This window comes from Pantoea sp. CS_6 (genome assembly GCF_041954745.1).
Taxonomy (GTDB): domain Bacteria; phylum Pseudomonadota; class Gammaproteobacteria; order Enterobacterales; family Enterobacteriaceae; genus Pantoea; species Pantoea stewartii.
Genome location: NZ_JAVAYG010000007.1, coordinates 154943 through 178202, shown reverse-complemented (window position 1 = coordinate 178202; position 23260 = coordinate 154943). Strand labels below are relative to the sequence as shown.

Here is a 23260-nt window from a genome sequence, read left to right as displayed (position 1 = left end):
CACGCCCGTGCGATCATGTTAAGGGCTAAATAAATGGCGAAGAGTGATTACTACGAGATTTTAGGCGTCGCCAAATCTGCAGACGAGCGTGAAATCAAAAAGGCGTACAAACGCCTGGCGATGAAATATCACCCGGACCGTAATCCAGGCGATAAAGACGCCGAAACCAAGTTTAAAGAAGCAAAAGAAGCCTACGAAATCTTAACGGACGCCCAGAAGCGCGCGGCCTACGATCAGTACGGTCATGCCGCCTTTGAGCAAGGCGGTATGGGCGGAGGGGGATTCGGCGGCGGCTTTGGCGGCGGCGGTGCAGATTTCAGCGATATCTTTGGCGACGTTTTCGGTGACATCTTTGGTGGTGGCCGCCGTCAGCGCGCAGCCCGTGGTTCAGATTTGCGCTACAACATGGAGCTGACGCTGGAAGAAGCGGTTCGCGGCGTGACCAAAGAGATCCGTATTCCGACGTTAGAAGAGTGCGATGTCTGCCACGGCAGCGGTGCCAAAGCGGGGACCAAACCGCAAACCTGTTCAACCTGTCATGGCGCAGGCCAGGTGCAAATGCGTCAGGGCTTCTTCACCGTGCAGCAGGCCTGTCCAACCTGTCATGGCCGGGGTTCGGTGATCAAAGATCCGTGCAACGCCTGTCATGGTCATGGCCGCGTCGAGAAATCCAAAACGCTGTCGGTGAAAATTCCGGCGGGCGTCGACACGGGTGACCGTATTCGGTTGAGCGGTGAAGGTGAAGCCGGTGAGCAGGGCGCACCCGCGGGCGATCTGTACGTTCAGGTGACGGTGAAAAAACACCCAATCTTTGAACGTGAAGAGAACAACCTCTACTGCGAAGTGCCGATCAACTTTGCCATGGCGGCGCTGGGCGGTGAGATAGAAGTGCCTACCCTGGACGGACGCGTGAAGCTGAAGGTACCGGCAGAGACTCAGACCGGTAAGCTGTTCCGTATGCGCGGTCGCGGTGTGAAATCGGTGCGCGGTGGTGCGGTAGGTGACCTGCTGTGCCGTGTTGTGGTGGAAACCCCAGTCAGCCTGAATGACAAGCAAAAAGCGCTGCTGCGTGAGCTGGAAGAGAGCTTTGGTGGACCCAGCGGCGAGCACAACAGCCCGCGTTCCAAAAGCTTCTTTGACGGCGTGAAAAAGTTTTTTGACGATTTAACCCGCTAATCGCACGGACGTATGTCACTAAAGCGGAGAGAACATTCTCCGCTTTTTTTATGCCAGCATCAGGGCGGAGGTACGCCGTTACTTAGGGCCCTGTCTTCTCTTGCCTGTTTTCCTTCTTCTCTTTGCTGTCGCCAAAATGTCGACATTACGTAAAAGCGGATAAATTAGCTTTTTATCAGGTTCAGTGAATCGTTACACTGCTCAGCATTGTGTTTTCCGCTCAGGAGGAGTGCATTTTGTCAAAACCTCGTCGTATCAGGCATTTAATTAAAAGTTTTATTGAGAGTGATGCCAGCAACGGTATGGTGTTAATTCTGGCTGCCGTGGTGGCGATGGTTCTCGCGAACAGTGCGTCAACCGCTCAGGGCTACCAGGCGCTACTGGAGACACCGGTGCAGATTCGCTTCGGTGAGCTGGATATCAGCAAAAATCTGTTGTTATGGATCAATGACGCCCTGATGGCGCTGTTCTTCCTGCTGATTGGTCTGGAGGTGAAGCGTGAACTCATCTCGGGTGAACTGGCCAGCCGCGATCGGGCCGTCTTCCCGGTTATTGCCGCCTTAGGGGGAATGGCGGCACCTGCCATCCTGTTTTTACTGTTTAATCACGGTGATGAGATCGCCCGCAATGGCTGGGCCATTCCCACCGCGACGGATATCGCTTTTGCGCTGGGCGTGCTGGCCCTGCTGGGCAGCCGTGTCCCGACGGCCCTGAAAGTTTTTTTGATGGCGCTGGCAATTATCGATGACCTGGGGGCGATTATCATTATCGCGCTGTTCTATACCAGCGATCTCTCAGTCACGTCCCTCAGCGTGGCGGTAGGAGCCATTGTCGTGCTGGCCATCCTGAACCGGTGTAATGTGCGTAATATCGCCGTTTATGTGCTGGTCGGGCTGGTGCTGTGGACTGCGGTACTGAAGTCCGGCGTCCATGCAACGCTTGCGGGCGTCGTCGTCGGCTTCTTTGTCCCGCTGGAAGAGAAAGACGGTCACTCGCCGGCTGAACATCTGGCGCATGGCTTGATGCCCTGGGTGAACTGGCTGATTCTGCCGCTGTTTGCCTTCGCCAACGCCGGGATTTCCCTGACAGGGATTACCTTTGGCGATGTGCTGTCACCCGAGCCGCTGGGCATCATCCTTGGCCTGCTGATCGGTAAGCCATTAGGGATTACCCTGTTCTGTTGGCTGGCGGTGACGCTGAGGCTGGCGGTGCTGCCCAATGGCACGACGCTGCGCGATATCATGGCGATTGGCGTGCTGTGCGGCATTGGTTTTACGATGTCGATCTTTATCAGCTCGCTGGCTTTTGATGCGGCTCATGAACAGCTGGTGACATTCTCGAAGCTGGGGATTCTGAGCGGTTCACTGCTCTCGGCTGTGCTGGGTTACACGTTATTGCGATATAAACTGCGGTAAACGAAAGGAGGCGCACGCCTCCTTTTGCCTTCCCCGACGCGGTTATGCAGCCAGGGCGAACATAACAGATTACGTTTTTGCGTACGGGGATAACGCGAAAAGGGCAGATATCGGATCGGGGCGGCACAGGCTGAATCATGGGCACCTACCGCTTATGCCTGATAGCGTTTTCCCGTCGTCCGTGGGCTATCCGTTGTCACAGAAAGGCGAGCTTTGAAGCGGTTCGCCATCTGCGCGGGCTGTCTGGCAAGGAAGCGGGAAAGAGGAAGATCGGCAGTGAATCGCAGACATAAAAAAACCGGCTCAGAGCCGGTTCTTTCAACAAAGCGATAAACAAAAGGCGATTAAGCCAGTTTGTTGATCTGTGCAGTCAGGTTTGCTTTATAACGTGCAGCTTTGTTTTTGTGGATCAGACCTTTAGCAGCCTGACGGTCCACGATTGGTTGCATTTCATTAAATGCATTCTGCGCAGCAGCTTTGTCGCCTGAAGCGATCGCCGCGTATACTTTCTTAACGAAGGTACGCATCATAGAGCGACGGCTTGCGTTATGCTTGCGACGTTTCTCAGATGTTACGGCACGTTTCTTAGCTGATTTGATATTAGCCAAGGTCCAACTCCCAAATATGTTCGATAGAGACAAATCAAAGGCCGAGGACTATGCCTTTTGGACCTTCTGTTGTCAATGGATTTGTGCAAATAAGCGTCGTTCACAAGTGATAACCTGCACGACACTCGGTTACGTATTTGATGGCGCAAGATTCTACCAGCTTCTGTGTCCTGAATACAGTATTTCGCAACAAAATTCTCTTTGTGGCTCTGCGTGCCGGTAAATACGGCCTGTTACGCATGAAAGGCGTGTTCACGGGTTAACCTCGGCGGCTTTCGAGGGTATAATCCGCCGATTTCCACCGGTTTGAGTCAGCCATGAAGTTTATCCGCGGTATTCATAATCTTAATGCGCAGCATCACGGCTGCGTTCTGACCATTGGTAATTTCGATGGTGTGCACCGCGGCCATCAGGCGCTGATGGGGCGGTTGATGGAAGAAGGCCGGAAGCGTCAATTGCCGGTCATGGTGATGGTATTTGAACCTCAGCCGCTGGAACTGTTTGCCGGTGGCAATGCCCCTGCCAGACTGACCCGCCTGCGCGAAAAACTCAGGTACCTGGCAGAAATCGGCGTGGATTATGTGCTGTGCGTGCGGTTCGATCATCGCTTCGCCGCACTCTCGGCGCAAAGTTTTATCAGCGAATTGCTGGTGAGCAAACTGGGCGTGAACTACCTGGCCGTTGGGGATGATTTCCGCTTTGGCGCTGGTCGGCAGGGGGATTTCCTGCTATTACAGAAAGCCGGAGTAGAATACGGTTTCGACGTCGTCAGCACAGAAACGTTTTGCGACGGCGGTAAACGCATCAGCAGCACGGCGGTGCGTCAGGCGCTGGCTGAGGACAATCTGGCGCTGGCGCAGTCGCTGTTGGGCCATCCTTTCAGTATCTCAGGGCGCGTGGTGCACGGTGATGCACTGGGACGCACGCTGGGATTCCCTACTGCCAATCTCCCTTTACGCCGCTGCGTCTCGCCGGTCAAAGGCGTGTATGCGGTAGAAGTCGAGGGCCTGGGGCCGAAACCCCTGCCCGGCGTCGCCAACATTGGCACGCGCCCGACAGTAAAAGGTTTACGCCAACAGCTTGAAGTTCACCTGTTGGACATCAATATGGATCTCTATGGTCGCCACATTGATGTGGTATTGAAGCAGAAAATACGAAACGAGCAGCGCTTTGCTTCACTGGACGCGTTGAAAGAGCAAATTGCGAAAGACACGGTAACGGCCCGACAATTTTTTGGCCTGTAACCTGAGCAAAAAACGGAATCGAGAATCTGATGAGTGACTATAAATCTACCCTGAATTTGCCGGAAACGGGGTTCCCCATGCGTGGCGATCTGGCCAAACGCGAACCGGGAATGCTGCAGCGTTGGTATGATGACAATCTTTACGGCATCATCCGCGAAGCCAAAAAAGGGAAAAAAACCTTTATCCTGCATGATGGCCCTCCTTATGCGAACGGCAGCATTCATATTGGTCACTCTGTTAACAAGATTCTGAAAGACATTATCGTCAAGTCGAAAGGCATGGCGGGCTACGATTCACCGTATGTGCCGGGCTGGGACTGTCACGGTTTGCCTATCGAGCACAAAGTTGAGCAGATGATCGGTAAGCCGGGCGAGAAAGTCACCGCCGCCGAATTCCGCGAAGCCTGCCGTAAATACGCGGCCGAACAGGTTGAAGGACAGAAAGCCGACTTCATTCGTCTGGGCGTGCTGGGCGACTGGGATCGTCCTTACCTGACGATGGATTTCACGACCGAAGCGAATATCATTCGTGCGCTGGGCAAAATCATCGGTAATGGCCACCTGCACAAAGGCGCCAAGCCGGTGCACTGGTGCATGGATTGCCGCTCTGCGCTGGCGGAAGCGGAAGTTGAGTATTATGACAAAACGTCGCCTTCCATCGATGTCATGTTTAATGCCGTGGATGCGGATGCCGTGCGTGCGGCATTTGGGGTAACGGCCTCAGAAGGCCCCGTTTCGCTGGTCATCTGGACAACCACGCCGTGGACCATGCCTGCTAACCGCGGCATCTCTCTGCACCCCGAATTTGACTATCAGCTGTTGCAGATTGAGGGCCGCACCCTAATCCTGGCGAAGGATCTGGTTGAGAGCGTCATGAAACGCGCGGGCGTCAGCGACTGGACTGTGCTGAGCACCTGCCAGGGCGCAGCACTGGAGCTTCAACTGTTCCAGCACCCTTTCCTGGCGCAGATCCAGTCGAAGGTGGTTCTGGGCGATCACGTGACGCTGGATGCCGGTACCGGTGCGGTTCACACAGCACCGGGTCACGGTCCGGATGACTATGTGATCGGTCAGAAATACGGTCTGGAAACGGCGAATCCGGTTGGGCCTGATGGCGCTTACCTGCCCGGTACCTATCCCGGGCTTGACGGCATTAACGTCTTTAAAGCTAACGAGTTGATCGTTGAACTGCTGAAAGAGAAGGGCGCGTTGCTGCATGTTGAAAAACTGCTGCACAGCTACCCGCACTGCTGGCGCCATAAAACCCCGATCATCTTCCGTGCTACCCCGCAGTGGTTTATCAGCATGGATCAGAAAGGCCTGCGCGCGCAGTCCCTGAAAGAGATTAAAGGCGTTCAGTGGATCCCGGACTGGGGTCAGGCGCGTATTGAATCCATGGTCGCCAACCGTCCTGACTGGTGTATTTCCCGTCAGCGTACCTGGGGCGTCCCAATGGCGCTTTTCGTCCATAAAGAGACCGAAGAACTGCACCCGGACACCCTGTCGTTGATGGAAAAAGTGGCGCAGCGCGTTGAGCAGGACGGTATTCAGGCATGGTGGGATCTCGATCCCCGCGATCTGATGGGCGATGATGCCGACAACTATGTGAAGGTGCCGGATACGCTGGACGTCTGGTTCGATTCAGGATCGACCAGCTATTCCGTCGTGGATGCGCGCCCGGAATTTGGCGGTAATACGCCGGATATGTATCTGGAAGGATCGGATCAGCACCGTGGCTGGTTTATGTCCTCGCTCATGATCTCGACAGCGATGAAAGGCAAAGCGCCTTATCGTCAGGTGCTGACGCATGGCTTTACCGTTGATGGTCAGGGCCGCAAGATGTCCAAATCCATTGGTAATACCGTTGCGCCGCAGGATGTGATGGATAAGCTCGGGGCAGACATTCTGCGCCTGTGGGTTGCTTCGACCGATTACTCGGGCGAAATGGCCGTTTCTGACGAAATCCTGAAGCGCTCTGCCGATGCCTATCGTCGTATCCGTAACACGGCGCGTTTCCTGTTAGCGAACCTGAGCGGCTTTAATCCGGCCACCGATCTGGTTAAACCGGAAGAGATGGTGGTGGTCGATCGCTGGGCGGTAGGACGTGCGCAGGCGGCGCAGGCGGATATCGTGGCTTCCTACGAGCACTACGATTTTCACGAAGTGATTCAGCGCCTGATGCAGTTCTGCTCCATTGAGATGGGCTCCTTCTATCTGGATATCATCAAAGACCGTCAGTACACCGCGAAAGGTGACAGCCTGGCGCGCCGTAGCTGTCAGTCTGCGCTGTGGCACATTGTGGAAGCGCTGGTGCGCTGGATGGCGCCGATCATGTCTTTCACAGCTGATGAGATCTGGGGCTATTTGCCGGGCGAGCGCGCGAAGTATGTGTTCACTGAAGAGTGGTACACCGGCCTGTTTGGTCTGCCTGAAAACGAAGCGCTGAACGATGCGTACTGGGCTGAACTGCTTAAAGTGCGCGGTGAAGTGAACAAGGTGATTGAGCAGGCACGTAGCGATAAACGCATTGGTGGCGCGCTGGAAGCCTCTGTCACGCTGTATGCTGATGCCGAGCTGGCGGCGAAGCTGAAGGCGCTGGGTAATGAGCTGCGCTTTGTGCTGCTGACCTCCGGTGCTGAGGTTGCCGACTACGCTCAGGCTGACGCTGATGCGCAGCAAAGTGAACTGGTAAAAGGTCTGAAAATCGGCCTGCACAAAGCCGAAGGCGAGAAATGTCCGCGCTGCTGGCACTACACTACTGACGTCGGTCAGAACCCTGAGCACGCTGCGGTGTGCGGTCGCTGTTACACTAACGTAGCCGGAAACGGTGAAGAGCGTAAGTTTGCCTGATGAGTAGACCTGTTTTCTCCACCGGATTGCGCTGGCTGTGGCTGGTGCTGGTTGTTATCGTTGTTGATTTTGTCAGCAAGCAGTGGGTAATGAACAACATGATGCTGCATGAAACGCAGCCGCTGATGCCGTTCCTTAACCTGTTTTACGCGCACAATTACGGCGCGGCGTTCAGTTTCCTCGCGGATAAAGGCGGCTGGCAGCGCTGGTTCTTCGCCGGTATTGCGCTGGCGATTGTGGTGTCGCTGCTGGTGATGATGTATCGCAACAGCGCCCAACAGAAGATCGCCAACAGTGCTTATGCGCTCATTATCGGCGGCGCTGTCGGTAATCTGTTTGATCGTGCGTATCATGGCTTCGTGGTGGATTTTATCGATTTCTATATCGGTAACTGGCACTTTGCTACATTTAATATCGCTGACTGCGGCATCTGTATCGGTGCGGCGTTGGTGGTGCTGGAGGGGTTTTTTAATCCGTCCAGCAAGCAGGTTAAAAAAGGGTAAACCATGTCTGAGTCTGTACAGCGCGACAGCGCGGTGTTGTTGCATTTCGTTCTGAAGCTGGAAGATGGCTCAGTGGCGGAATCCACCCGCGCCAGCGGTAAACCTGCGCTGTTTCGTCTGGGTGACGGTAGCCTGTCCGGCGCGCTGGAACAGGCACTGCTGGGCTTAAAAGCCGGGGATAAACATCAGTTCTCACTGGCACCGGAAGAGGCGTTTGGCGGTGTCAGTCCTGATCTGATCCAGTACTTTTCGCGTCGCGACTTTAATGAAGCGGGCGAGCCTGAGATTGGGGCTATTATGCTGTTTACCGGCATGGGCGGCAGTGAAATGCCGGGCGTGATTCGCGAAATCAATGGTGATTCGATCACCGTTGATTTTAACCATCCGCTGGCAGGCCATCGCGTTCAGTTTGACATTGAGGTGCTGGAAATCGATCCGGTACTGGAGGCGAACCATGCAAATTCTGCTGGCTAATCCACGTGGTTTTTGTGCTGGCGTCGATCGCGCCATCAGCATTGTTGAAAACGCACTGACGCTGTTTGGTGCGCCGGTCTATGTGCGTCATGAAGTGGTACATAACCGCTACGTGGTGGACAGCCTGCGTCAGCGCGGCGCAATTTTTATTGAGCAAATCAGCGAAGTGCCGGATGGTGCTATCCTGATTTTCTCTGCCCATGGCGTTTCTCAGGCGGTACGTAACGAAGCGAAAAGCCGTGATCTCACGGTCTTTGATGCGACCTGCCCCCTGGTGACCAAGGTGCACATGGAAGTCGCGCGCGCCAGCCGCCGGGGCGAAGAGTCGGTGCTGATTGGTCACGCCGGGCACCCGGAAGTCGAAGGCACCATGGGGCAGTACAATAACCCCAAGGGCGGCATGTATCTGGTGGAGTCCCCGGATGACGTCTGGAAACTGGACGTTAAAGATGATGACCGGCTGTCTTTCATGACGCAAACCACGCTGTCGGTCGATGATACCTCTGAAGTGATTGATGCGTTGCGTGCCCGTTTCCCGAAAATTGTCGGCCCACGTAAAGATGATATCTGCTATGCCACGACAAACCGGCAGGAAGCGGTAAGGGCACTCGCTGAAGAGGCGGATGTCGTGCTGGTAGTCGGATCTAAAAACTCGTCAAACTCTAACCGTCTGGCCGAACTGGCGCAGCGCATGGGTAAAGCGGCTTATCTGATCGACGATGCAGAGGATATCCAGCCCGAATGGATCGCCACGGCCCGCTGTGTTGGCGTCACCGCGGGTGCATCGGCACCGGATATTCTGGTGCAGAATGTCATCAGCCGTCTGCAGGCGTTAGGTGGCGGCGAAGCCAGAGTCCTGGAAGGGCGGGAAGAAAATATCGTGTTTGAAGTCCCCAAAGAGTTGCGGGTTGATGTCCGCAACGTGCAGTGACAACAAACCTGTAGTAGCAAAAAGGCCGACTCTGTTCGGCCTTTTTGCTATCCGCCGCCCGGCCAACGACGAGGTGAAATTGCTTTTACTGATAATCGCCTTCGCCTGGCATAAAAATTCTTATTATCCCCGAGAAAAAGTGGCGCAGTTGTTATCTCATGGTTAACCTGATTGCGCTTGCATGCATAGTTTTGTTTTAGGAATGAATAAATATGAAGAATATCCGCATTGCCATCGTGGGTGCGCCGGGACGCATGGGCCGTAACCTGATTCAGGCAGTCGTTCACGCCAACGGCGTGGATCTGGGCGCGGCACTGGCACGTCCGGGCTCGTCATTAATCGGCACCGATGCTGGTGAACTGGCGGGCGTGGGCAAACTGGACGTTCCCGTTGTCGATGATCTGCGTGCTGTGATGGATGATTTTGACGTCTTAATCGATTTCACCCGTCCCGAAGGGACGCTGGCCTACCTGGCACTGTGCCGTGAACACCGCAAGGCAATGATTATTGGTACGACCGGATTTGACGAAGCCGGTAAGGCGGCGATTCGTGATGCGGCAACAGAGACGGGGATTGTCTTTGCGGCGAACTTCAGCGTTGGCGTCAATCTGGTTCTGAAGCTGCTGGAGAAAGCCGCTACCGTGATGGGCGATTATGCGGATATTGAGATTATCGAAGCGCATCATCGTCACAAAGTGGACGCTCCTTCAGGAACGGCGCTGGCCATGGGGGAAGCCATTGCCGACGCCATGGACTGGAAACTGGCTGATCATGCCGTTTACAGTCGCGAAGGGCACACCGGCGAACGTAAGGCTCAAACCATTGGTTTTGCAACAGTGCGAGCCGGTGACATTGTCGGCGAACACACGGCCATGTTTGCAGACGAGGGAGAGCGTGTAGAGATTACTCATAAGGCGTCAAGCCGTATGACGTTTGCTAATGGCGCGGTTAAAGCGGCATTATGGGTAAGTGCGAAGAAAAAAGGGCTTTATGATATGCGTGATGTCCTTGATTTAGCCAGTTTGTAATGGGTTTTACCTGTGTGATGTGGTGATTTCAATCGCTAATTCATTGATTGAAAAAGGGCAATAATATTATTGCCCTTAATTTTGTAAAAAAATAAGCCTCTTGTTTATTTTTTCTGTATAAATACTCATAAACTTATTTCTTCTCTCTTCATCTTAACGGTAAACCTGTTAATTTTGACCATTTGGTCAAAATTCATAGCCTTCTCAGGCAGAATAATGCTTCTCCACGATGAGCAAACGATTATTCGATGATGTTTGTCCCTGTTTTTGTCCCTTATCCTCTTTTTTTCCGCTCTGAGCCTGAAAAGATGTTAAAAAAGTGGCTTCAGGGTGGACAAGTAGCAGAGCGATCATTAGAATGCGCGCAATTTGCCAAAAATTGACCACTCAGGCCGTTTTTGCATTGATTCAGATCATCATTATGAATTAATATGCAGATATTGTGACTGTTTATTCCCTGGAGGATGTTTTGATTAAGTCAGCGCTCTTGGTTCTGGAAGACGGAACCCAATTCCACGGTCGGGCCATCGGGGCTACAGGGTCGGCAGTGGGGGAAGTCGTTTTCAATACGTCAATGACTGGTTATCAAGAAATCCTCACTGATCCTTCCTATTCTCGTCAAATCGTTACTCTCACTTATCCCCATATCGGCAACGTTGGTGCCAACCCCGCCGATGAAGAATCCAGTCAGATTCACGCTCAGGGGCTTGTCATTCGGGACCTGCCACTTATTGCCAGCAACTACCGCAGCGAAGAGAGCCTGTCAGCCTATCTGCAGCGCAATAACATTGTTGCTATTGCCGATATTGATACACGTAAGCTGACGCGTCTGCTGCGCGAGAAAGGCGCACAGAATGGCTGCATTATCGCGGGCGACAATCCGGATGCCGCTCTGGCCTTACAGAAAGCGCAGGCCTTCCCGGGGTTGAAAGGGATGGATCTGGCGAAGGAAGTGACGACGGCAGAAACCTATACCTGGTTGCAGGGGAGCTGGACGCTGGAAGGGGATTTACCTGCGCAGACGTCAGCAGAAGCGCTGCCCTACCATGTTGTGGCTTACGATTATGGCGCTAAGCGCAATATTCTGCGCATGCTGGTCGACCGCGGCTGCCGTCTGACGGTTGTCCCGGCTAAAACGCCCGCCGAAACCGTTCTGGCGATGAATCCGGATGGTATCTTCCTGTCAAACGGTCCGGGTGATCCGGAGCCCTGCGATTACGCCATTGAGGCGATTGAAGCCTTTCTGAAAACCGACATTCCGGTGTTTGGCATTTGCCTTGGCCACCAGTTGCTGGCACTGGCCAGCGGCGCAAAAACCGTAAAAATGAAGCTGGGTCACCACGGTGGTAACCACCCGGTGAAAGATCTCGATAACAATCGCGTCATGATTACGGCACAGAACCACGGCTTTGCGGTGGATGAAACCCATCTGCCCGCCAATCTGCGGGTAACGCATATTTCGCTGTTTGATAAAACCGTGCAGGGTATCCATCGCACCGACAAGCCTGCGTTCAGCTTCCAGGGCCATCCTGAAGCCAGTCCGGGGCCGGGTGATGCCGCACCGTTATTTGACCACTTTATCGAGTTGATTGACGCATTCCGTTCGAAAGCAAAGTAATCAGGAGCTAATCATGCCAAAACGTACAGATATAAAATCCATCCTGATTCTTGGTGCCGGTCCGATTGTGATCGGTCAGGCCTGCGAATTCGACTATTCCGGTGCCCAGGCCTGTAAAGCCCTGCGCGAAGAGGGTTACCGCGTCATTCTGGTGAACTCGAACCCGGCGACCATTATGACCGACCCGGAAATGGCCGATGCAACCTACATCGAGCCGATTCACTGGGAAGTGGTACGTAAGATTATTGAGAAAGAGCGCCCGGATGCGGTGTTGCCAACCATGGGCGGCCAGACGGCGCTGAACTGTGCGCTGGAGCTGGAACGTCAGGGCGTTCTTGACGAGTTTGGCGTAACCATGATCGGTGCCACGGCCGATGCGATCGATAAAGCGGAAGACCGCCGCCGCTTCGACGTGGCGATGAAAAGCATTGGTCTGGATACGGCGCGCTCCGGTATCGCACATACGATGGAAGAAGCGCTGGCGGTGGCTGCCGATGTCGGCTTCCCCTGCATTATTCGTCCGTCGTTCACTATGGGCGGCACCGGTGGCGGTATCGCGTATAACCGCGAAGAGTTTGAAGAGATCTGCGAACGCGGACTCGATCTTTCGCCTACCAACGAGCTGTTAATCGACGAATCGCTGATTGGCTGGAAAGAGTATGAGATGGAAGTTGTGCGTGACAAAAACGACAACTGCATCATTGTCTGCTCTATCGAAAACTTTGACGCCATGGGCATTCACACCGGTGACTCCATTACGGTGGCGCCCGCACAGACGCTGACCGACAAAGAGTACCAGATCATGCGTAACGCCTCGCTGGCGGTACTGCGTGAGATCGGCGTGGAAACCGGTGGCTCCAACGTCCAGTTCGCGGTGAACCCGAAAAATGGCCGTCTGATCGTCATCGAGATGAACCCGCGTGTGTCACGCTCTTCAGCGCTGGCATCGAAGGCCACCGGATTCCCGATTGCCAAAGTGGCCGCGAAACTGGCGGTAGGCTTTACGCTGGATGAACTGATGAACGATATCACTGGGGGACGCACACCAGCCTCGTTCGAGCCGTCTATCGATTATGTCGTGACAAAAATTCCTCGCTTCAACTTTGAAAAATTTGCCGGTGCGAATGACCGTCTGACCACCCAGATGAAATCGGTGGGTGAAGTCATGGCGATTGGCCGTACTTTCCAGGAGTCGGTGCAGAAAGCACTGCGTGGTCTGGAAGTGGGAGCTAATGGTTTTGACCCGAAAGTGCATCTGGATGATGCGGAAGCGTTGACCCGCATTCGTCGTGAGCTGAAAGATGCCGGTTCGGATCGTATCTGGTACATCGCGGACGCGTTCCGTGCAGGCATGTCGGTCGATGGCGTATTTAATCTTACCAATATTGATCGCTGGTTCCTGGTGCAGATTGAAGAGCTGGTTCGCCTGGAAGAGCAGGTAGCGCGTGAAGGCATCAATGGCCTTAACGCGGATTTCCTGCGCGCGCTGAAGCGCAAAGGTTTTGCCGACGCACGTCTGGCAGCCCTGGCGGGCGTCGCGGAAGGCGAGATTCGTAAACTGCGTCAGCAGCATCATCTTCACCCAGTCTATAAGCGCGTGGATACCTGTGCGGCGGAATTTGCAACAGACACCGCTTATATGTACTCCACCTATGAAGAAGAGTGCGAAGCTCATCCTAATCAGGATCGCGACAAGATTATGGTGCTGGGTGGCGGACCAAACCGTATTGGTCAGGGCATTGAGTTTGACTACTGCTGTGTCCACGCAGCACTGGCGCTGCGTGAAGATGGCTATGAAACCATCATGGTCAACTGTAACCCGGAAACCGTGTCCACCGATTACGACACTTCTGACCGCCTCTACTTTGAACCTGTCACGCTGGAAGACGTGCTGGAAATCGTGCGCATCGAAAAACCGAAAGGCGTTATCGTGCAGTACGGTGGACAAACGCCACTGAAACTGGCTCGCGCGCTGGAAGCGGCAGGTGTGCCGGTCATTGGCACCAGCCCGGATGCCATCGATCGCGCAGAAGACCGTGAACGTTTTCAGCAGGCGGTTGACCGTCTGAGTCTGAAGCAGCCAGCTAACGCCACCGTTACCACGCTGGAGCAGGCGGTTGAAAAAGCGGCGGGCATTGGTTATCCGCTGGTGGTCCGCCCGTCTTATGTCCTGGGCGGACGCGCCATGGAAATTGTCTACGACGAAATCGACCTGAAACGCTATTTCCAGACGGCGGTGTCAGTGTCCAACGATGCGCCGGTCTTGCTGGATCGCTTTCTGGATGATGCCGTCGAAGTCGATGTGGATGCTATCTGCGACGGTGAGCGCGTGCTGATCGGCGGTATAATGGAACATATCGAGCAGGCTGGCGTTCACTCGGGTGACTCGGCCTGTTCTCTGCCGGCCTACACTTTGAGTCAGGATATTCAGAATGTCATGCGTCAGCAGGTTGAAAAACTGGCGTTTGAGCTGAATGTGCGTGGCCTGATGAACGTACAGTTTGCGGTCAAAGACAACGAAGTTTACCTGATTGAAGTTAACCCGCGTGCGGCGCGTACCGTCCCGTTCGTGTCAAAAGCAACCGGCGTTCCGCTGGCAAAAGTGGCAGCCCGCGTAATGGCAGGCAAAACGCTGGCGGAGCAGGGCGTCACCAAAGAGGTGATTCCACCTTACTACTCTGTCAAAGAAGTGGTGCTGCCGTTTAACAAATTCCAGGGCGTTGATCCAATTCTGGGACCTGAAATGCGTTCAACCGGGGAAGTCATGGGCGTGGGCCGTACCTTTGCCGAGGCGTTTGCCAAGGCGATGCTGGGTGCGCAAAGCAACATGAAGAAAACCGGACGTGCGCTGCTGTCCGTTCGTGAAGGCGACAAGAAACGTATCGTTGATCTCGCGGCGAAGTTGCAGAAGTTTGGTTTTGAACTGGATGCGACGCACGGTACGGCTGTGGTACTGGGCGAGGCCGGTATTAACCCGCGCCTGGTGAATAAGGTTCACGAAGGCCGCCCGCACATTCAGGACCGCCTGAAAAACGGTGAGTACGCCTATATCGTAAATACCACAGCAGGTCGTCAGGCGATTGAAGACTCCAAGCTGATTCGTCGCAGCGCACTGCAATATAAGGTGCATTACGACACGACGCTGAACGGTGGCTTCGCAACGGCAATGGCGCTAAATGCCGATCCAACCGAAAAAGTCATTTCGGTGCAGGAGATGCATGCGCAAATCCTTGCGCATAAATAGCGCAGACTGAGCGCTGAGGCCCCTGTCTGGAGCATCTGCCATAAGCAGAGCGCTTCTGGCAGGGGCTTTTTTTGCAGTACGTCCAGTTCACATCGCATGTGTTTACACGATGTGCCTGTAAAGCTGATGCAGAGAGTGTTGTATTGCAACAGCCTGACCAGCGTGCCTTTTCTGTCTTACGCCACCATTCGCACCCCGTCTAAATGCGGCTGTGGCTCTCGGCCATGCGTCATCACTGGCCAGGGCCGCCCCACAGCCCGCAGGTTTAAACGGCGCTGTAATATTCCAGATATGCTCTGAATCAGATGAAAAGTTTATTCTATAAAAAATAAGAATGCTGTGTTGCCAATGGATCATCCATTTAAAAAAGATTAATTATAAGTTAATTTGTTTTTCATATTTAATTGGTTTTATCTAGCTATTCATCAAATTGTTTATTTTTCTCGTTACTCTTGTTTTTAATATTACTCGTCAGGTTTCGCCCTGTTATTTTAAACCATTGCCAAAAAATCAACGAAATCTAAACGGGAGGCCATTATTATATAAAGTCGCGAATAACAAACTGTTCTGTTGTTGTGCTTAACTTTACAATGCGGAATTGGTTAAGGCCATGCTGTTCCGGAGTGCCGACAGGTACTGTAAACCTTTTTCGCTAATATAAGTGCGTATTTACCATGTTGATCCCCAGGTTTTTCAGATGGGAGCAGTGCTCTTTTAACGACTATAAAAAAGCGTGTGATGATTTTGGGTACAACTGTGAGTCAGCGCCGGAATTTATCGCTTTCCGGATGCGCCATCAGCAGCCTTTCACGTTTTATGCCTATAAGGTGAAAGGGGCTATGGTAGGGAGCGTTTGCGTTGAAAAAGGCTGGCTCGCCAACGATGGTAAAAACCCTCAGCGTTCGCTTCCTGCGCTACTGACCCCATCAACATCCGTTTATATACCCTTTTGTCGCGACACCAAAACAAAGGTCCTTTTGCCCTTTCGTTGTAAGTCGTTGCATCATCTGCACGGTAATACGTTTCTTAATGCGTCTTATCGTTTGTTGAGCAAGAATAAAGCAGCATTGACGAAAAATCCTGCTGTCGACTTCTCACGAAAAACTGTCTCAACCCGCGAACGCGAATTAAGAAAATTCCTCGCTGATGGCGGAAGTTTGCTTAATGTAAATCATCTTGAGGGTGAGCATATTTTTGAGGTTTTCGAAGCGTTATATCGCGCGAGACGGGAGCAGCCAATTGCTGAAAGAGACATCAATAAAGCCTTTTTCCGTGAGTTCCAGCACTGCTTCAAAGGGCATATGATGTTCCTGAACAATGAGCCAATCGGGCTGCAATTACTGGTCTCTGTAAATAGCCAGGTTGGCATGTTTGTGGACTTTATCAATATTGGCTACCGGATGGACAGCAATGCGGGCGCAGTGGGGACGATGCTGATGTGGAAGAATCTTACCTCTTTGCATCAGGAGGCGTCTGATAAACAGGTTCCTCTCTATTATTCCTATGGTTCGATGTCAGGAGAGTACAAAAACAGATGGTGCCATGCTGTGCCTAATGGACGCGTCATTATCTGAAGTCAGTGCGTTGTGAGAACGCGTCTTATCTTCAATAACAGTTACCAGGCGGGCCTGTTTCTCTTACCGTTTTTCAGGAAATGACTGAGGCAAAAAAGCCGCACGATGTCTGATACGATTCCGGCAAAAGAGAGAGGTGGGTAAACAATTTAAGAAATTTGATTTAATTATTATCAAATCATGCCTGATTCGCTTTTTCGCACGAATTTATAATACAAAGTACTACCAACTCATGCATGGCCAATGTAATATCCTGCCCGCTCATGAAGAGAGCGTAAACAGGATATTTATAACAATGAAAGCGCGTAATTTTGCACTGAGTGCAGTGGCTGCACTGTTGGCTCTGGTCACGTTTTCCAGCCAGGCTGAAATCACTCTTCTTAAACAAGACCCACAAGCAGGCGATCCCCTTAGCCGTCTCGATTTCAAATTTGGTGGCAGCATTCGCCCCCAGTTTAATCATCAAACCGGCGTCAACGATAAATCTTACAAGCGTAATGGCTTTGACGGCGGATCCCGTTTCCGTTTCAGCGCCGACTACTACCTGTTCGATGATATTAGCTGGACCAGCTACTATGAACTGGGCGTTAACATTCCGGCCGTGTTCAACTGGGATAATCACTACGCTGAAGGTGCGCACGAGACTACTCGCCGCCAGCTTTATACCGGCCTGAAAAGTAAAACCTGGGGCCAGTTAACCTTTGGTCAGCAGAACAGCGTTTATTACGATGTTGTGGGCGCCAAGACGGATATCTGGGATTACGACATGCTGGCCCAGGCACCGGGCAACGGCATTAACGGTGATTACGATGGTTCCTACCGTTCTCGTAAGCAGCTGAAATACAAAAACAGTTATGGGGCGGTCGATCTTTACGCCTCTTACCTGTTTAGCGATAACGAGTATCTGCCGGGCAACGGGCTGCGCTATAAGCGCCAGGGCGGTGGCTCGCTGGGTGTGAATTACAATATTACGCCTACCCTGGCATGGGGTACGGCCTGGAACTACACCCGCGCCAGCATGCGTAATCCTGCTACTGGCAACAGTAAAGATTACGACCAAAACATTTTTGGAACAGCATTGAGCTGGACGCCAGGTAACTGGACCCTGTCAGCAGGGGGTGGCTGGTACCAAAACTTCCTGACCACCAAACAGCGCAACGTGAATAACTATTTTGCGGATGATGCCTGGGGCATCGAATATTACGCCGGATATAAAATCCCGGTGGCGCAATATGGTGTCAAAGCCGTTCAGCCTTATGTCATGGGTGACCGTTTAGAATATGCGAATGGCCGTAACTACCAGCGCATCGACAATGGTCTGGGCGTAACGCTGTTCCTTGACTATGGTTTCCGTGTGGATTACGAACATGTCTTCACGTCCAGCACGGATAATCAGGGCGACATGAATCTGGTTCGCTTCCGCTACGATTTCTGATAATCCCAACGGCTCCGTCTGGAGCCGTTTTATTCTCTGTGTTTATCACGCACTCACGTCATTATCTGGCGATTTAATGGTTATAACCGCGATTTTTGCGGAGTAAAACCCTGTACAAACTCTGAAAGGCGGTGTCTATGCCGCTTTATTTAAGAAGCCCGTTCCTGCTATCGACGAAGGTTTAACCTTTACGTATCATGGCGCCTGTTTTTTTTCAGCGAGCTTTTTAACATGATTAGTCTTATCGCGGCATTAGCAGCAGATCGCATTATTGGAATGGAAAACGCCATGCCGTGGGACCTGCCTGCAGATCTGGCGTGGTTTAAGCGCAACACACTGAAAAAGCCCGTCATTATGGGCAGGCTGACTTTTGAATCGATCGGCCGGCCTTTACCGGGCCGGTTGAATATTGTGGTCAGCAGTAAACCCGGTCACGCAGAAGGCGTTACCTGGGTAACGTCGCTGGATGACGCAGTAAATGCTGCGGGCGAAGCTGAAGAGATCATGGTCATTGGCGGCGGCCGCATTTATGAACAGATGTTAGCCCGCGCTGACCGCCTTTATCTGACGCATATTGATGCTGAAGTAGAAGGGGATACCCAGTTCCCGGACTACGAACCGGATGAATGGCATTCTACCTTTAGCGAATTCCATGACGCTGACGAGCAGAATTCGCACAGCTACTGCTTCGAGATCCTCGAACGACGTCGTTAATGGAGATCGAAAAACGCCTTGTTGTTGGGACAAGGCGTTTTTATGGCGGTGGATCAGCTGGCTGAGACTGTTGGGGTGACAGATCGTCTGGTACAGAAAGCTGGCGGTTGGAAGGCTGAACATAATAACGCTGCGTTTCCCAATGCAGCAGGGTCAGATTCCCACCCCAGCAGCAACCGGTATCCAGACCGATAATGCCCTCTGGTGTCCCTTTGCCTTCCAGTGATGCCCAGTGCCCAAACACAATGGTGTGATCGCGGGCAACGGGCCCTTCAATCGTAAACCAGGGTTTAAGCGGTGGCGGCGCTGATTCAGGCGCATCCTTACAAATCATATCGAGCTGTCCGTTTGGGAAGCAAAAACGCATACGGGTCAGCGCGTTAGTAGAGAAACGTAGCCGCGCCAGGCCGGACAGGGATTCGCTCCAGTTATTCGGCATGTCGCCATACATGGCATCAAGGAACAGCGGATAGCTGTCACTGGCCAGGACGGCTTCGACTTCACGCGCGCAGCGTTGCGCCGTCTCCAGATCCCACTGCGGCGTAATGCCCGCATGGCCCATCACCAGCTTCTTTTCTTCATCAACCTGCAGCAGAGGCTGCCGACGTAGCCAGTTGATCAATTCATCTGCGTCTTCCGCTTCCAGCAGTGGCGTCAGGCGATCTTTAGGTTTATTGCGGCTGATGCCGGCATAAACGGCCAGCAAATGCAGATCGTGATTGCCCAGAACCAGGCGGACGCTGTCTCCCAGCGATTTGACGTAGCGTAGTACCTCCAGCGAGCCGGGCCCACGTGCGACCAGATCACCTGTCAGCCACAAGGTATCCTGACCAGGATCATAGTTCACCTGGTTTAGCAGAGCACGTAATTCATCATAACAACCGTGAACGTCGCCAATCAGGTAAGTATTCATTGTGAATTATCCAACTAAAAACAGTCGCCCGTCAGTCGGGCGAAAGGCATCAGGTTCAGTGAATATGGCTTTCAACAGCCAGGCGGAAAACGGGGATGTCGACGTGAAACGTATCGCCTTGCTCATCCACCATCACATAGTGGCCCTGCATCGTGCCCATAGGCGTTTCAAGCACCGCGCCACTGGTATATTGGTATTCACTACCGGACGCAATGTGTGGTTGTTCACCGATTACGCCTTCACCCTGAACTTCTGTTTCACGTCCATTGCCGTTGGTGATCAACCAGTAGCGCCCGAGCAGTTGCACAGAGGAGCGGCCTAAATTGCGGATCGTAACGGTATAAGCAAAAACATAACGCTCTTCTTCCGGTGAGGATTGCGAGGCGACATAAAGGCTTTGGACGTGGATCGATACGCGGGCCGGTTCACTCATAGGTTACTCCTGCGGTTTATCCAGATGGTCTGCCAACCAGTTTGCTAACTGACAATATTGCGCAACCGACACGTTTTCTGCACGCAGGCCCGTATCGATCGACAAGTCTTCCAGCGCACCCGCAGTCACCATATGGCTCAGGCTGTTACGCAGCGTTTTACGACGTTGGCCGAACGCTTCCGTGGTAATACGGCTTAAAATACGCACGTCTTTTACCGGATGCGGTGGCGTCATAAAAGGCACCAAACGTACTACCGCTGAATCCACCTTAGGAGGCGGCGTAAAAGCGTGCGGTGGCACTTCCAGCACTGGGATGACCTGGCAGTAATACTGCGCCATGACGCTCAGGCGACCATATGCTTTGCTGCCCGGACCGGCCACCAGGCGATTAACCACTTCTTTCTGCAGCATGAAGTGCATATCTTTAATCGAACCAGTATAGCTGAACAGATGAAACATCAGCGGGGTCGAAATGTTGTAGGGCAGATTACCAAAGACGCGTAGCGGCTGGCCTTTCTCTTTAGCCAGCGCGGCAAAATCAAAGGTCATGGCATCCTGCTGATAAATCGTCAGCTTAGGACCTAAAAACGGATGTGTCTGCAGGCGGGCTGCCAGATCGCGGTCAAGCTCCACAACCGTTAAGCTGTCGAGACGTTCGCCGACCGGTTCTGTCAGGGCACCGAGGCCCGGCCCAATCTCGACTAACGCTTCGTCGCGTTGCGGATGAATGGCGGAGACAATGCTGTCGATAATGTATTGATCGTTCAGGAAGTTCTGCCCGAAACGTTTACGGGCGTAGTGCCCCTGATGGACGCGATTATTCATTACTGCTCTTGATCATAGTGATGGCGAGATTAAGCGCCGTGATAAAGCTGCCCGCGTCAGCCTGACCCAGCCCGGCTAGTTCAAGCGCGGTGCCGTGATCGACTGAGGTACGGATAAACGGCAGGCCGAGGGTAATATTTACCGCGCGACCAAATCCCTGAAATTTGAGAACCGGTAAGCCCTGATCGTGATACATCGCTAGCACCGCATCGGCATGTTGCAGATATTTGGGCTGGAAAAGTGTGTCCGCGGGCAATGGGCCAGTCAGCTGAATACCCTGCTGGCGGAGTTCATTCAGTGCCGGGATAATCGTGTCTATCTCTTCCCGACCCATGTGGCCGCCTTCACCCGCATGAGGATTCAGCCCACAAACAAAAATATGCGGCTGGGCGATCGCGAATTTCTCTTTGAGATCCTGATGCAGGATCGTGATCACTTCATGCAGGCAATCCCGGGTGACGGCGTCAGCGACCGCTTTTAACGGCAGGTGCGTAGTCGCAAGCGCGACGCGTAGCTGCTCTGTTGCCAGCATCATGACCACGCGGTGCGCGCCTGCACGTTCGGCAAAGAATTCGGTATGGCCTGTAAACGGTATCCCCGCGTCATTGATCACGCCCTTGTGCACAGGGCCGGTAATTAATGCAGCAAACTCACCGGATAAGCAGCCGTCGCAGGCACGAGCCAGCGTTTCCAGTACATAGTGACCGTTGTCGACACAAAGCGTACCGGGTGTGACGGGCTGCGGGAGTTCAACGGGAAGGACGGTGAGTGTACCGGCCTGCTGGGGCACTGGAGGCTCGGCAGAATCGTAGAGACGCAGGGTCAGAGGCAAACCCAGCAATGCGGCGCGCTGCAGCAAGAGCTGGGGAGACGCACAAACGACCAGCTCAACAGGCCAGGCCTGTTGAGCCAGTTGCACAGCCAGATCGGGACCAATCCCGGCGGGTTCGCCGGGCGTAATCACCACACGACAATCACTGCGCATTGTTATCCAGAATTTTCACGTAAGCCCCTGCACGTTGCTCCTGCATCCAGGTCTGCGCTTCTTCCGCGAACTTGCGGTTGAACAGCATGCGGTAAGCACGCTCTTTCTGGGCTGCATCCGTTTTATCAACCTGACGCGTGTCCAGCAACTGAATCAAATGCCAGCCGAAAGAGGAATGAACGGGCTGGCTAATTTCCCCTTTTTTCAGGCGTAGCAGCGCATCGCGGAACGCCGGGTCAAAGACTTCAGGCGAGGTCCATCCCAGATCGCCGCCCTGGTTAGCCGAGCCCGGATCGTCAGAGAATTGTTTTGCGGCGGCCGCAAAGGTGGTTTTACCGCTGCGGATATCGGCGGCAATTTGTTCCAGCTTCGCGCGGGCCTGATCGTCAGTCATGATCGGTGACGGCTTCAGCAGAATATGACGTGCGTGCACCTCGGTGACAGAGATGTTTTTGCTTTCGCCACGCAAATCGTTCACTTTCAGAATATGGAAGCCCACACCGGAACGGATCGGACCAACGATATCGCCTTTTTTTGCCGTGGCCAGAGCCTGAGCAAACAGCGTCGGCAGCTCTTCAATTTTTGACCAGCCCATATTGCCGCCTTTCAGGGCCTGGGAGTCAGCGGAATAGGTAACGGCCAGTTTGCCGAAATCAGCACCGCCCTTCAGTTCGCTCACCAGCTGTTTTGCCAGTTTTTCCTGATCGTCAACCTGCTGTTGTGTCGGGTTTTCAGGCAGCGGCAGAAGAATGGTGCTGATATTCATCTCAGTCCCTTGAGTATTCTGCGCACCCACCTGTTTTGCCAGCGTATCCACTTCCTGCGGCAGGATGGTGACGCGACGGCGGACTTCGTTATTACGGACTTCAGAGATCAGCATCTCTTTACGAATCTGCGACCGATACGTGTTGTAGTCCATACCGTCATAGGCCAGACGACTGCGCAGCTGATCGAGGGTCATGTGGTTTTGAGCGGCAATATTCTGAATGGCCTGATCCAACTGCTGATCGCTGATTTGCAAACCGGCTTTATCGCCTAACTGCAGAATGATCGCGTCCATAATCTCACGCTCAAGGATCTGATGGCGTAAGGTTTTATCGTCCGGTAGCTGCTGGCCGGCCTGTTTCGCCTGAGATTTAACGGTGTTCATCATGCTGTCCACGTCACTCTCAAGGACCACGCCGTTATTAACCACAGCTGCAACTTTATCAACCACTTGTGGTGCTGCGAACACGGTGTTGGCACTGATCGCCACACCAAGAATCAGCATTCTCCAGTTCTTCATACTTTA

General features: G+C 53.2%; 19 protein-coding genes. 13 read left to right on the top strand and 6 right to left on the bottom strand.

Features of this window, described 5'->3' with window-relative positions; all coding sequences use genetic code 11:
• The first annotated feature begins 33 nt into the window (after positions 1 to 33).
• Both dnaJ and nhaA read left to right on the top strand, forming a co-directional pair.
• Entirely contained in the window at positions 34 to 1176 is a 1143-nt protein-coding gene (dnaJ, locus tag RAC90_RS12665; protein WP_006117631.1) for a molecular chaperone DnaJ, read from the top strand.
• Between the two features lie 236 nt (positions 1177 to 1412).
• Positions 1413 to 2591: a Na+/H+ antiporter NhaA gene (nhaA, locus tag RAC90_RS12660; protein ID WP_058702079.1), complete on the top strand. Its 1179-nt coding sequence runs from the start codon at positions 1413 to 1415 to the stop codon at positions 2589 to 2591.
• Between the two features lie 344 nt (positions 2592 to 2935).
• Here the strand turns inward: nhaA and rpsT are convergent, their stop codons facing one another.
• Positions 2936 to 3199 carry a 30S ribosomal protein S20 gene (gene rpsT, locus RAC90_RS12655; RefSeq protein WP_006117633.1) on the bottom strand — a complete coding sequence of 88 codons (264 nt, stop codon included), beginning with the start codon at positions 3197 to 3199 and terminating at the stop codon, positions 2936 to 2938.
• 317 nt (positions 3200 to 3516) lie between these two features.
• Here rpsT and ribF point away from each other — a divergent pair, with 317 nt between their 5' ends.
• The 11 genes from ribF to folA all read left to right on the top strand — a co-directional run bounded on the left by ribF (position 3517) and on the right by folA (position 18813).
• Positions 3517 to 4443, top strand: a complete 927-nt coding sequence (gene ribF, locus RAC90_RS12650; protein ID WP_006117634.1) for a bifunctional riboflavin kinase/FAD synthetase — start codon at positions 3517 to 3519, stop codon at positions 4441 to 4443.
• Between the two features lie 29 nt (positions 4444 to 4472).
• Complete coding sequence (gene ileS, locus RAC90_RS12645; RefSeq protein WP_058702078.1) at positions 4473 to 7292, top strand: isoleucine--tRNA ligase; 2820 nt, start codon at positions 4473 to 4475, stop codon at positions 7290 to 7292.
• Entirely contained in the window at positions 7292 to 7795 is a 504-nt protein-coding gene (gene lspA / locus RAC90_RS12640; protein ID WP_006117636.1) for a signal peptidase II, read from the top strand. Before ileS ends, lspA begins: the two co-directional genes overlap by 1 nt.
• A 3-nt stretch (positions 7796 to 7798) precedes the next feature.
• On the top strand, positions 7799 to 8269 hold the full coding sequence (fkpB, locus tag RAC90_RS12635) for an FKBP-type peptidyl-prolyl cis-trans isomerase (protein ID WP_006117637.1): 471 nt from the start codon (positions 7799 to 7801) through the stop codon (positions 8267 to 8269).
• Positions 8250 to 9200 (top strand): 4-hydroxy-3-methylbut-2-enyl diphosphate reductase, encoded by a 951-nt coding sequence (gene ispH / locus RAC90_RS12630; RefSeq protein ID WP_375124394.1) that lies wholly within the window; start codon positions 8250 to 8252, stop codon positions 9198 to 9200. The genes fkpB and ispH overlap by 20 nt, the downstream gene beginning before the upstream one ends.
• Positions 9201 to 9412: 212 nt before the next feature.
• Positions 9413 to 10228, top strand: coding sequence for a 4-hydroxy-tetrahydrodipicolinate reductase (dapB, locus tag RAC90_RS12625; RefSeq protein ID WP_185199924.1), 816 nt, complete (start codon positions 9413 to 9415; stop codon positions 10226 to 10228).
• Between the two features lie 469 nt (positions 10229 to 10697).
• Positions 10698 to 11846, top strand: a complete 1149-nt coding sequence (gene carA, locus RAC90_RS12620; protein ID WP_006117640.1) for a glutamine-hydrolyzing carbamoyl-phosphate synthase small subunit — start codon at positions 10698 to 10700, stop codon at positions 11844 to 11846.
• A 13-nt stretch (positions 11847 to 11859) separates the two neighbouring features.
• Positions 11860 to 15090, top strand: coding sequence for a carbamoyl-phosphate synthase large subunit (gene carB, locus RAC90_RS12615; RefSeq protein WP_006117641.1), 3231 nt, complete (start codon positions 11860 to 11862; stop codon positions 15088 to 15090).
• Positions 15091 to 15764: 674 nt separating this feature from the next.
• Positions 15765 to 16664: a transcriptional regulator gene (locus RAC90_RS12610; protein ID WP_324029079.1), complete on the top strand. Its 900-nt coding sequence runs from the start codon at positions 15765 to 15767 to the stop codon at positions 16662 to 16664.
• Between the two features lie 295 nt (positions 16665 to 16959).
• Positions 16960 to 18099 carry a porin gene (locus tag RAC90_RS12605; protein ID WP_033740230.1) on the top strand — a complete coding sequence of 380 codons (1140 nt, stop codon included), beginning with the start codon at positions 16960 to 16962 and terminating at the stop codon, positions 18097 to 18099.
• Between the two features lie 231 nt (positions 18100 to 18330).
• A complete protein-coding gene (gene folA, locus RAC90_RS12600; protein ID WP_006117643.1) occupies positions 18331 to 18813 on the top strand; it encodes a type 3 dihydrofolate reductase in 483 nt (160 codons plus the stop codon).
• A 40-nt stretch (positions 18814 to 18853) separates the two neighbouring features.
• On the opposite strand, the gene apaH is transcribed toward folA, so the two are convergent.
• From apaH to surA, 5 genes are read right to left on the bottom strand one after another with little or no spacing between them, the layout of a single operon-like run.
• Positions 18854 to 19726, bottom strand: coding sequence for a bis(5'-nucleosyl)-tetraphosphatase (symmetrical) ApaH (apaH, locus tag RAC90_RS12595; RefSeq protein ID WP_324029077.1), 873 nt, complete (start codon positions 19724 to 19726; stop codon positions 18854 to 18856).
• A 55-nt stretch (positions 19727 to 19781) separates the two neighbouring features.
• Complete coding sequence (gene apaG / locus RAC90_RS12590) at positions 19782 to 20159, bottom strand: Co2+/Mg2+ efflux protein ApaG (RefSeq protein ID WP_006117645.1); 378 nt, start codon at positions 20157 to 20159, stop codon at positions 19782 to 19784.
• A 3-nt stretch (positions 20160 to 20162) separates the two neighbouring features.
• Positions 20163 to 20984 (bottom strand): 16S rRNA (adenine(1518)-N(6)/adenine(1519)-N(6))-dimethyltransferase RsmA, encoded by an 822-nt coding sequence (gene rsmA / locus RAC90_RS12585; protein ID WP_033740232.1) that lies wholly within the window; start codon positions 20982 to 20984, stop codon positions 20163 to 20165.
• The gene (gene pdxA / locus RAC90_RS12580; RefSeq protein WP_054634510.1) at positions 20977 to 21969 is read right to left on the bottom strand and encodes a 4-hydroxythreonine-4-phosphate dehydrogenase PdxA; all 993 of its coding nucleotides are present in this window, start codon (positions 21967 to 21969) and stop codon (positions 20977 to 20979) included. The genes rsmA and pdxA overlap by 8 nt, the downstream gene beginning before the upstream one ends.
• Entirely contained in the window at positions 21959 to 23254 is a 1296-nt protein-coding gene (surA, locus tag RAC90_RS12575; RefSeq protein ID WP_054634509.1) for a peptidylprolyl isomerase SurA, read from the bottom strand. The genes pdxA and surA overlap by 11 nt, the downstream gene beginning before the upstream one ends.
• Positions 23255 to 23260 lie beyond the last annotated feature (6 nt).

Bases quoted from the DNA above. Each gene is read 5' to 3' on its own strand.
- dnaJ (WP_006117631.1), top strand. From the start codon at position 34: ATGGCGAAGAGTGATTACTACGAGATTTTAGGCGTCGCCAAATCTGCA.
- ribF (WP_006117634.1), top strand. From the start codon at position 3,517: ATGAAGTTTATCCGCGGTATTCATAATCTTAATGCGCAGCATCACGGC.
- ileS (WP_058702078.1), top strand. From the start codon at position 4,473: ATGAGTGACTATAAATCTACCCTGAATTTGCCGGAAACGGGGTTCCCC.
- lspA (WP_006117636.1), top strand. From the start codon at position 7,292: ATGAGTAGACCTGTTTTCTCCACCGGATTGCGCTGGCTGTGGCTGGTG.
- fkpB (WP_006117637.1), top strand. From the start codon at position 7,799: ATGTCTGAGTCTGTACAGCGCGACAGCGCGGTGTTGTTGCATTTCGTT.
- ispH (WP_375124394.1), top strand. From the start codon at position 8,250: ATGCAAATTCTGCTGGCTAATCCACGTGGTTTTTGTGCTGGCGTCGAT.
- dapB (WP_185199924.1), top strand. From the start codon at position 9,413: ATGAAGAATATCCGCATTGCCATCGTGGGTGCGCCGGGACGCATGGGC.
- carB (WP_006117641.1), top strand. From the start codon at position 11,860: ATGCCAAAACGTACAGATATAAAATCCATCCTGATTCTTGGTGCCGGT.
- RAC90_RS12610 (WP_324029079.1), top strand. From the start codon at position 15,765: ATGTTGATCCCCAGGTTTTTCAGATGGGAGCAGTGCTCTTTTAACGAC.
- RAC90_RS12605 (WP_033740230.1), top strand. From the start codon at position 16,960: ATGAAAGCGCGTAATTTTGCACTGAGTGCAGTGGCTGCACTGTTGGCT.
- folA (WP_006117643.1), top strand. From the start codon at position 18,331: ATGATTAGTCTTATCGCGGCATTAGCAGCAGATCGCATTATTGGAATG.
- apaH (WP_324029077.1), bottom strand. From the start codon at position 19,726: ATGAATACTTACCTGATTGGCGACGTTCACGGTTGTTATGATGAATTA.
- apaG (WP_006117645.1), bottom strand. From the start codon at position 20,159: ATGAGTGAACCGGCCCGCGTATCGATCCACGTCCAAAGCCTTTATGTC.
- rsmA (WP_033740232.1), bottom strand. From the start codon at position 20,984: ATGAATAATCGCGTCCATCAGGGGCACTACGCCCGTAAACGTTTCGGG.
- pdxA (WP_054634510.1), bottom strand. From the start codon at position 21,969: ATGCGCAGTGATTGTCGTGTGGTGATTACGCCCGGCGAACCCGCCGGG.
- surA (WP_054634509.1), bottom strand. From the start codon at position 23,254: ATGAAGAACTGGAGAATGCTGATTCTTGGTGTGGCGATCAGTGCCAAC.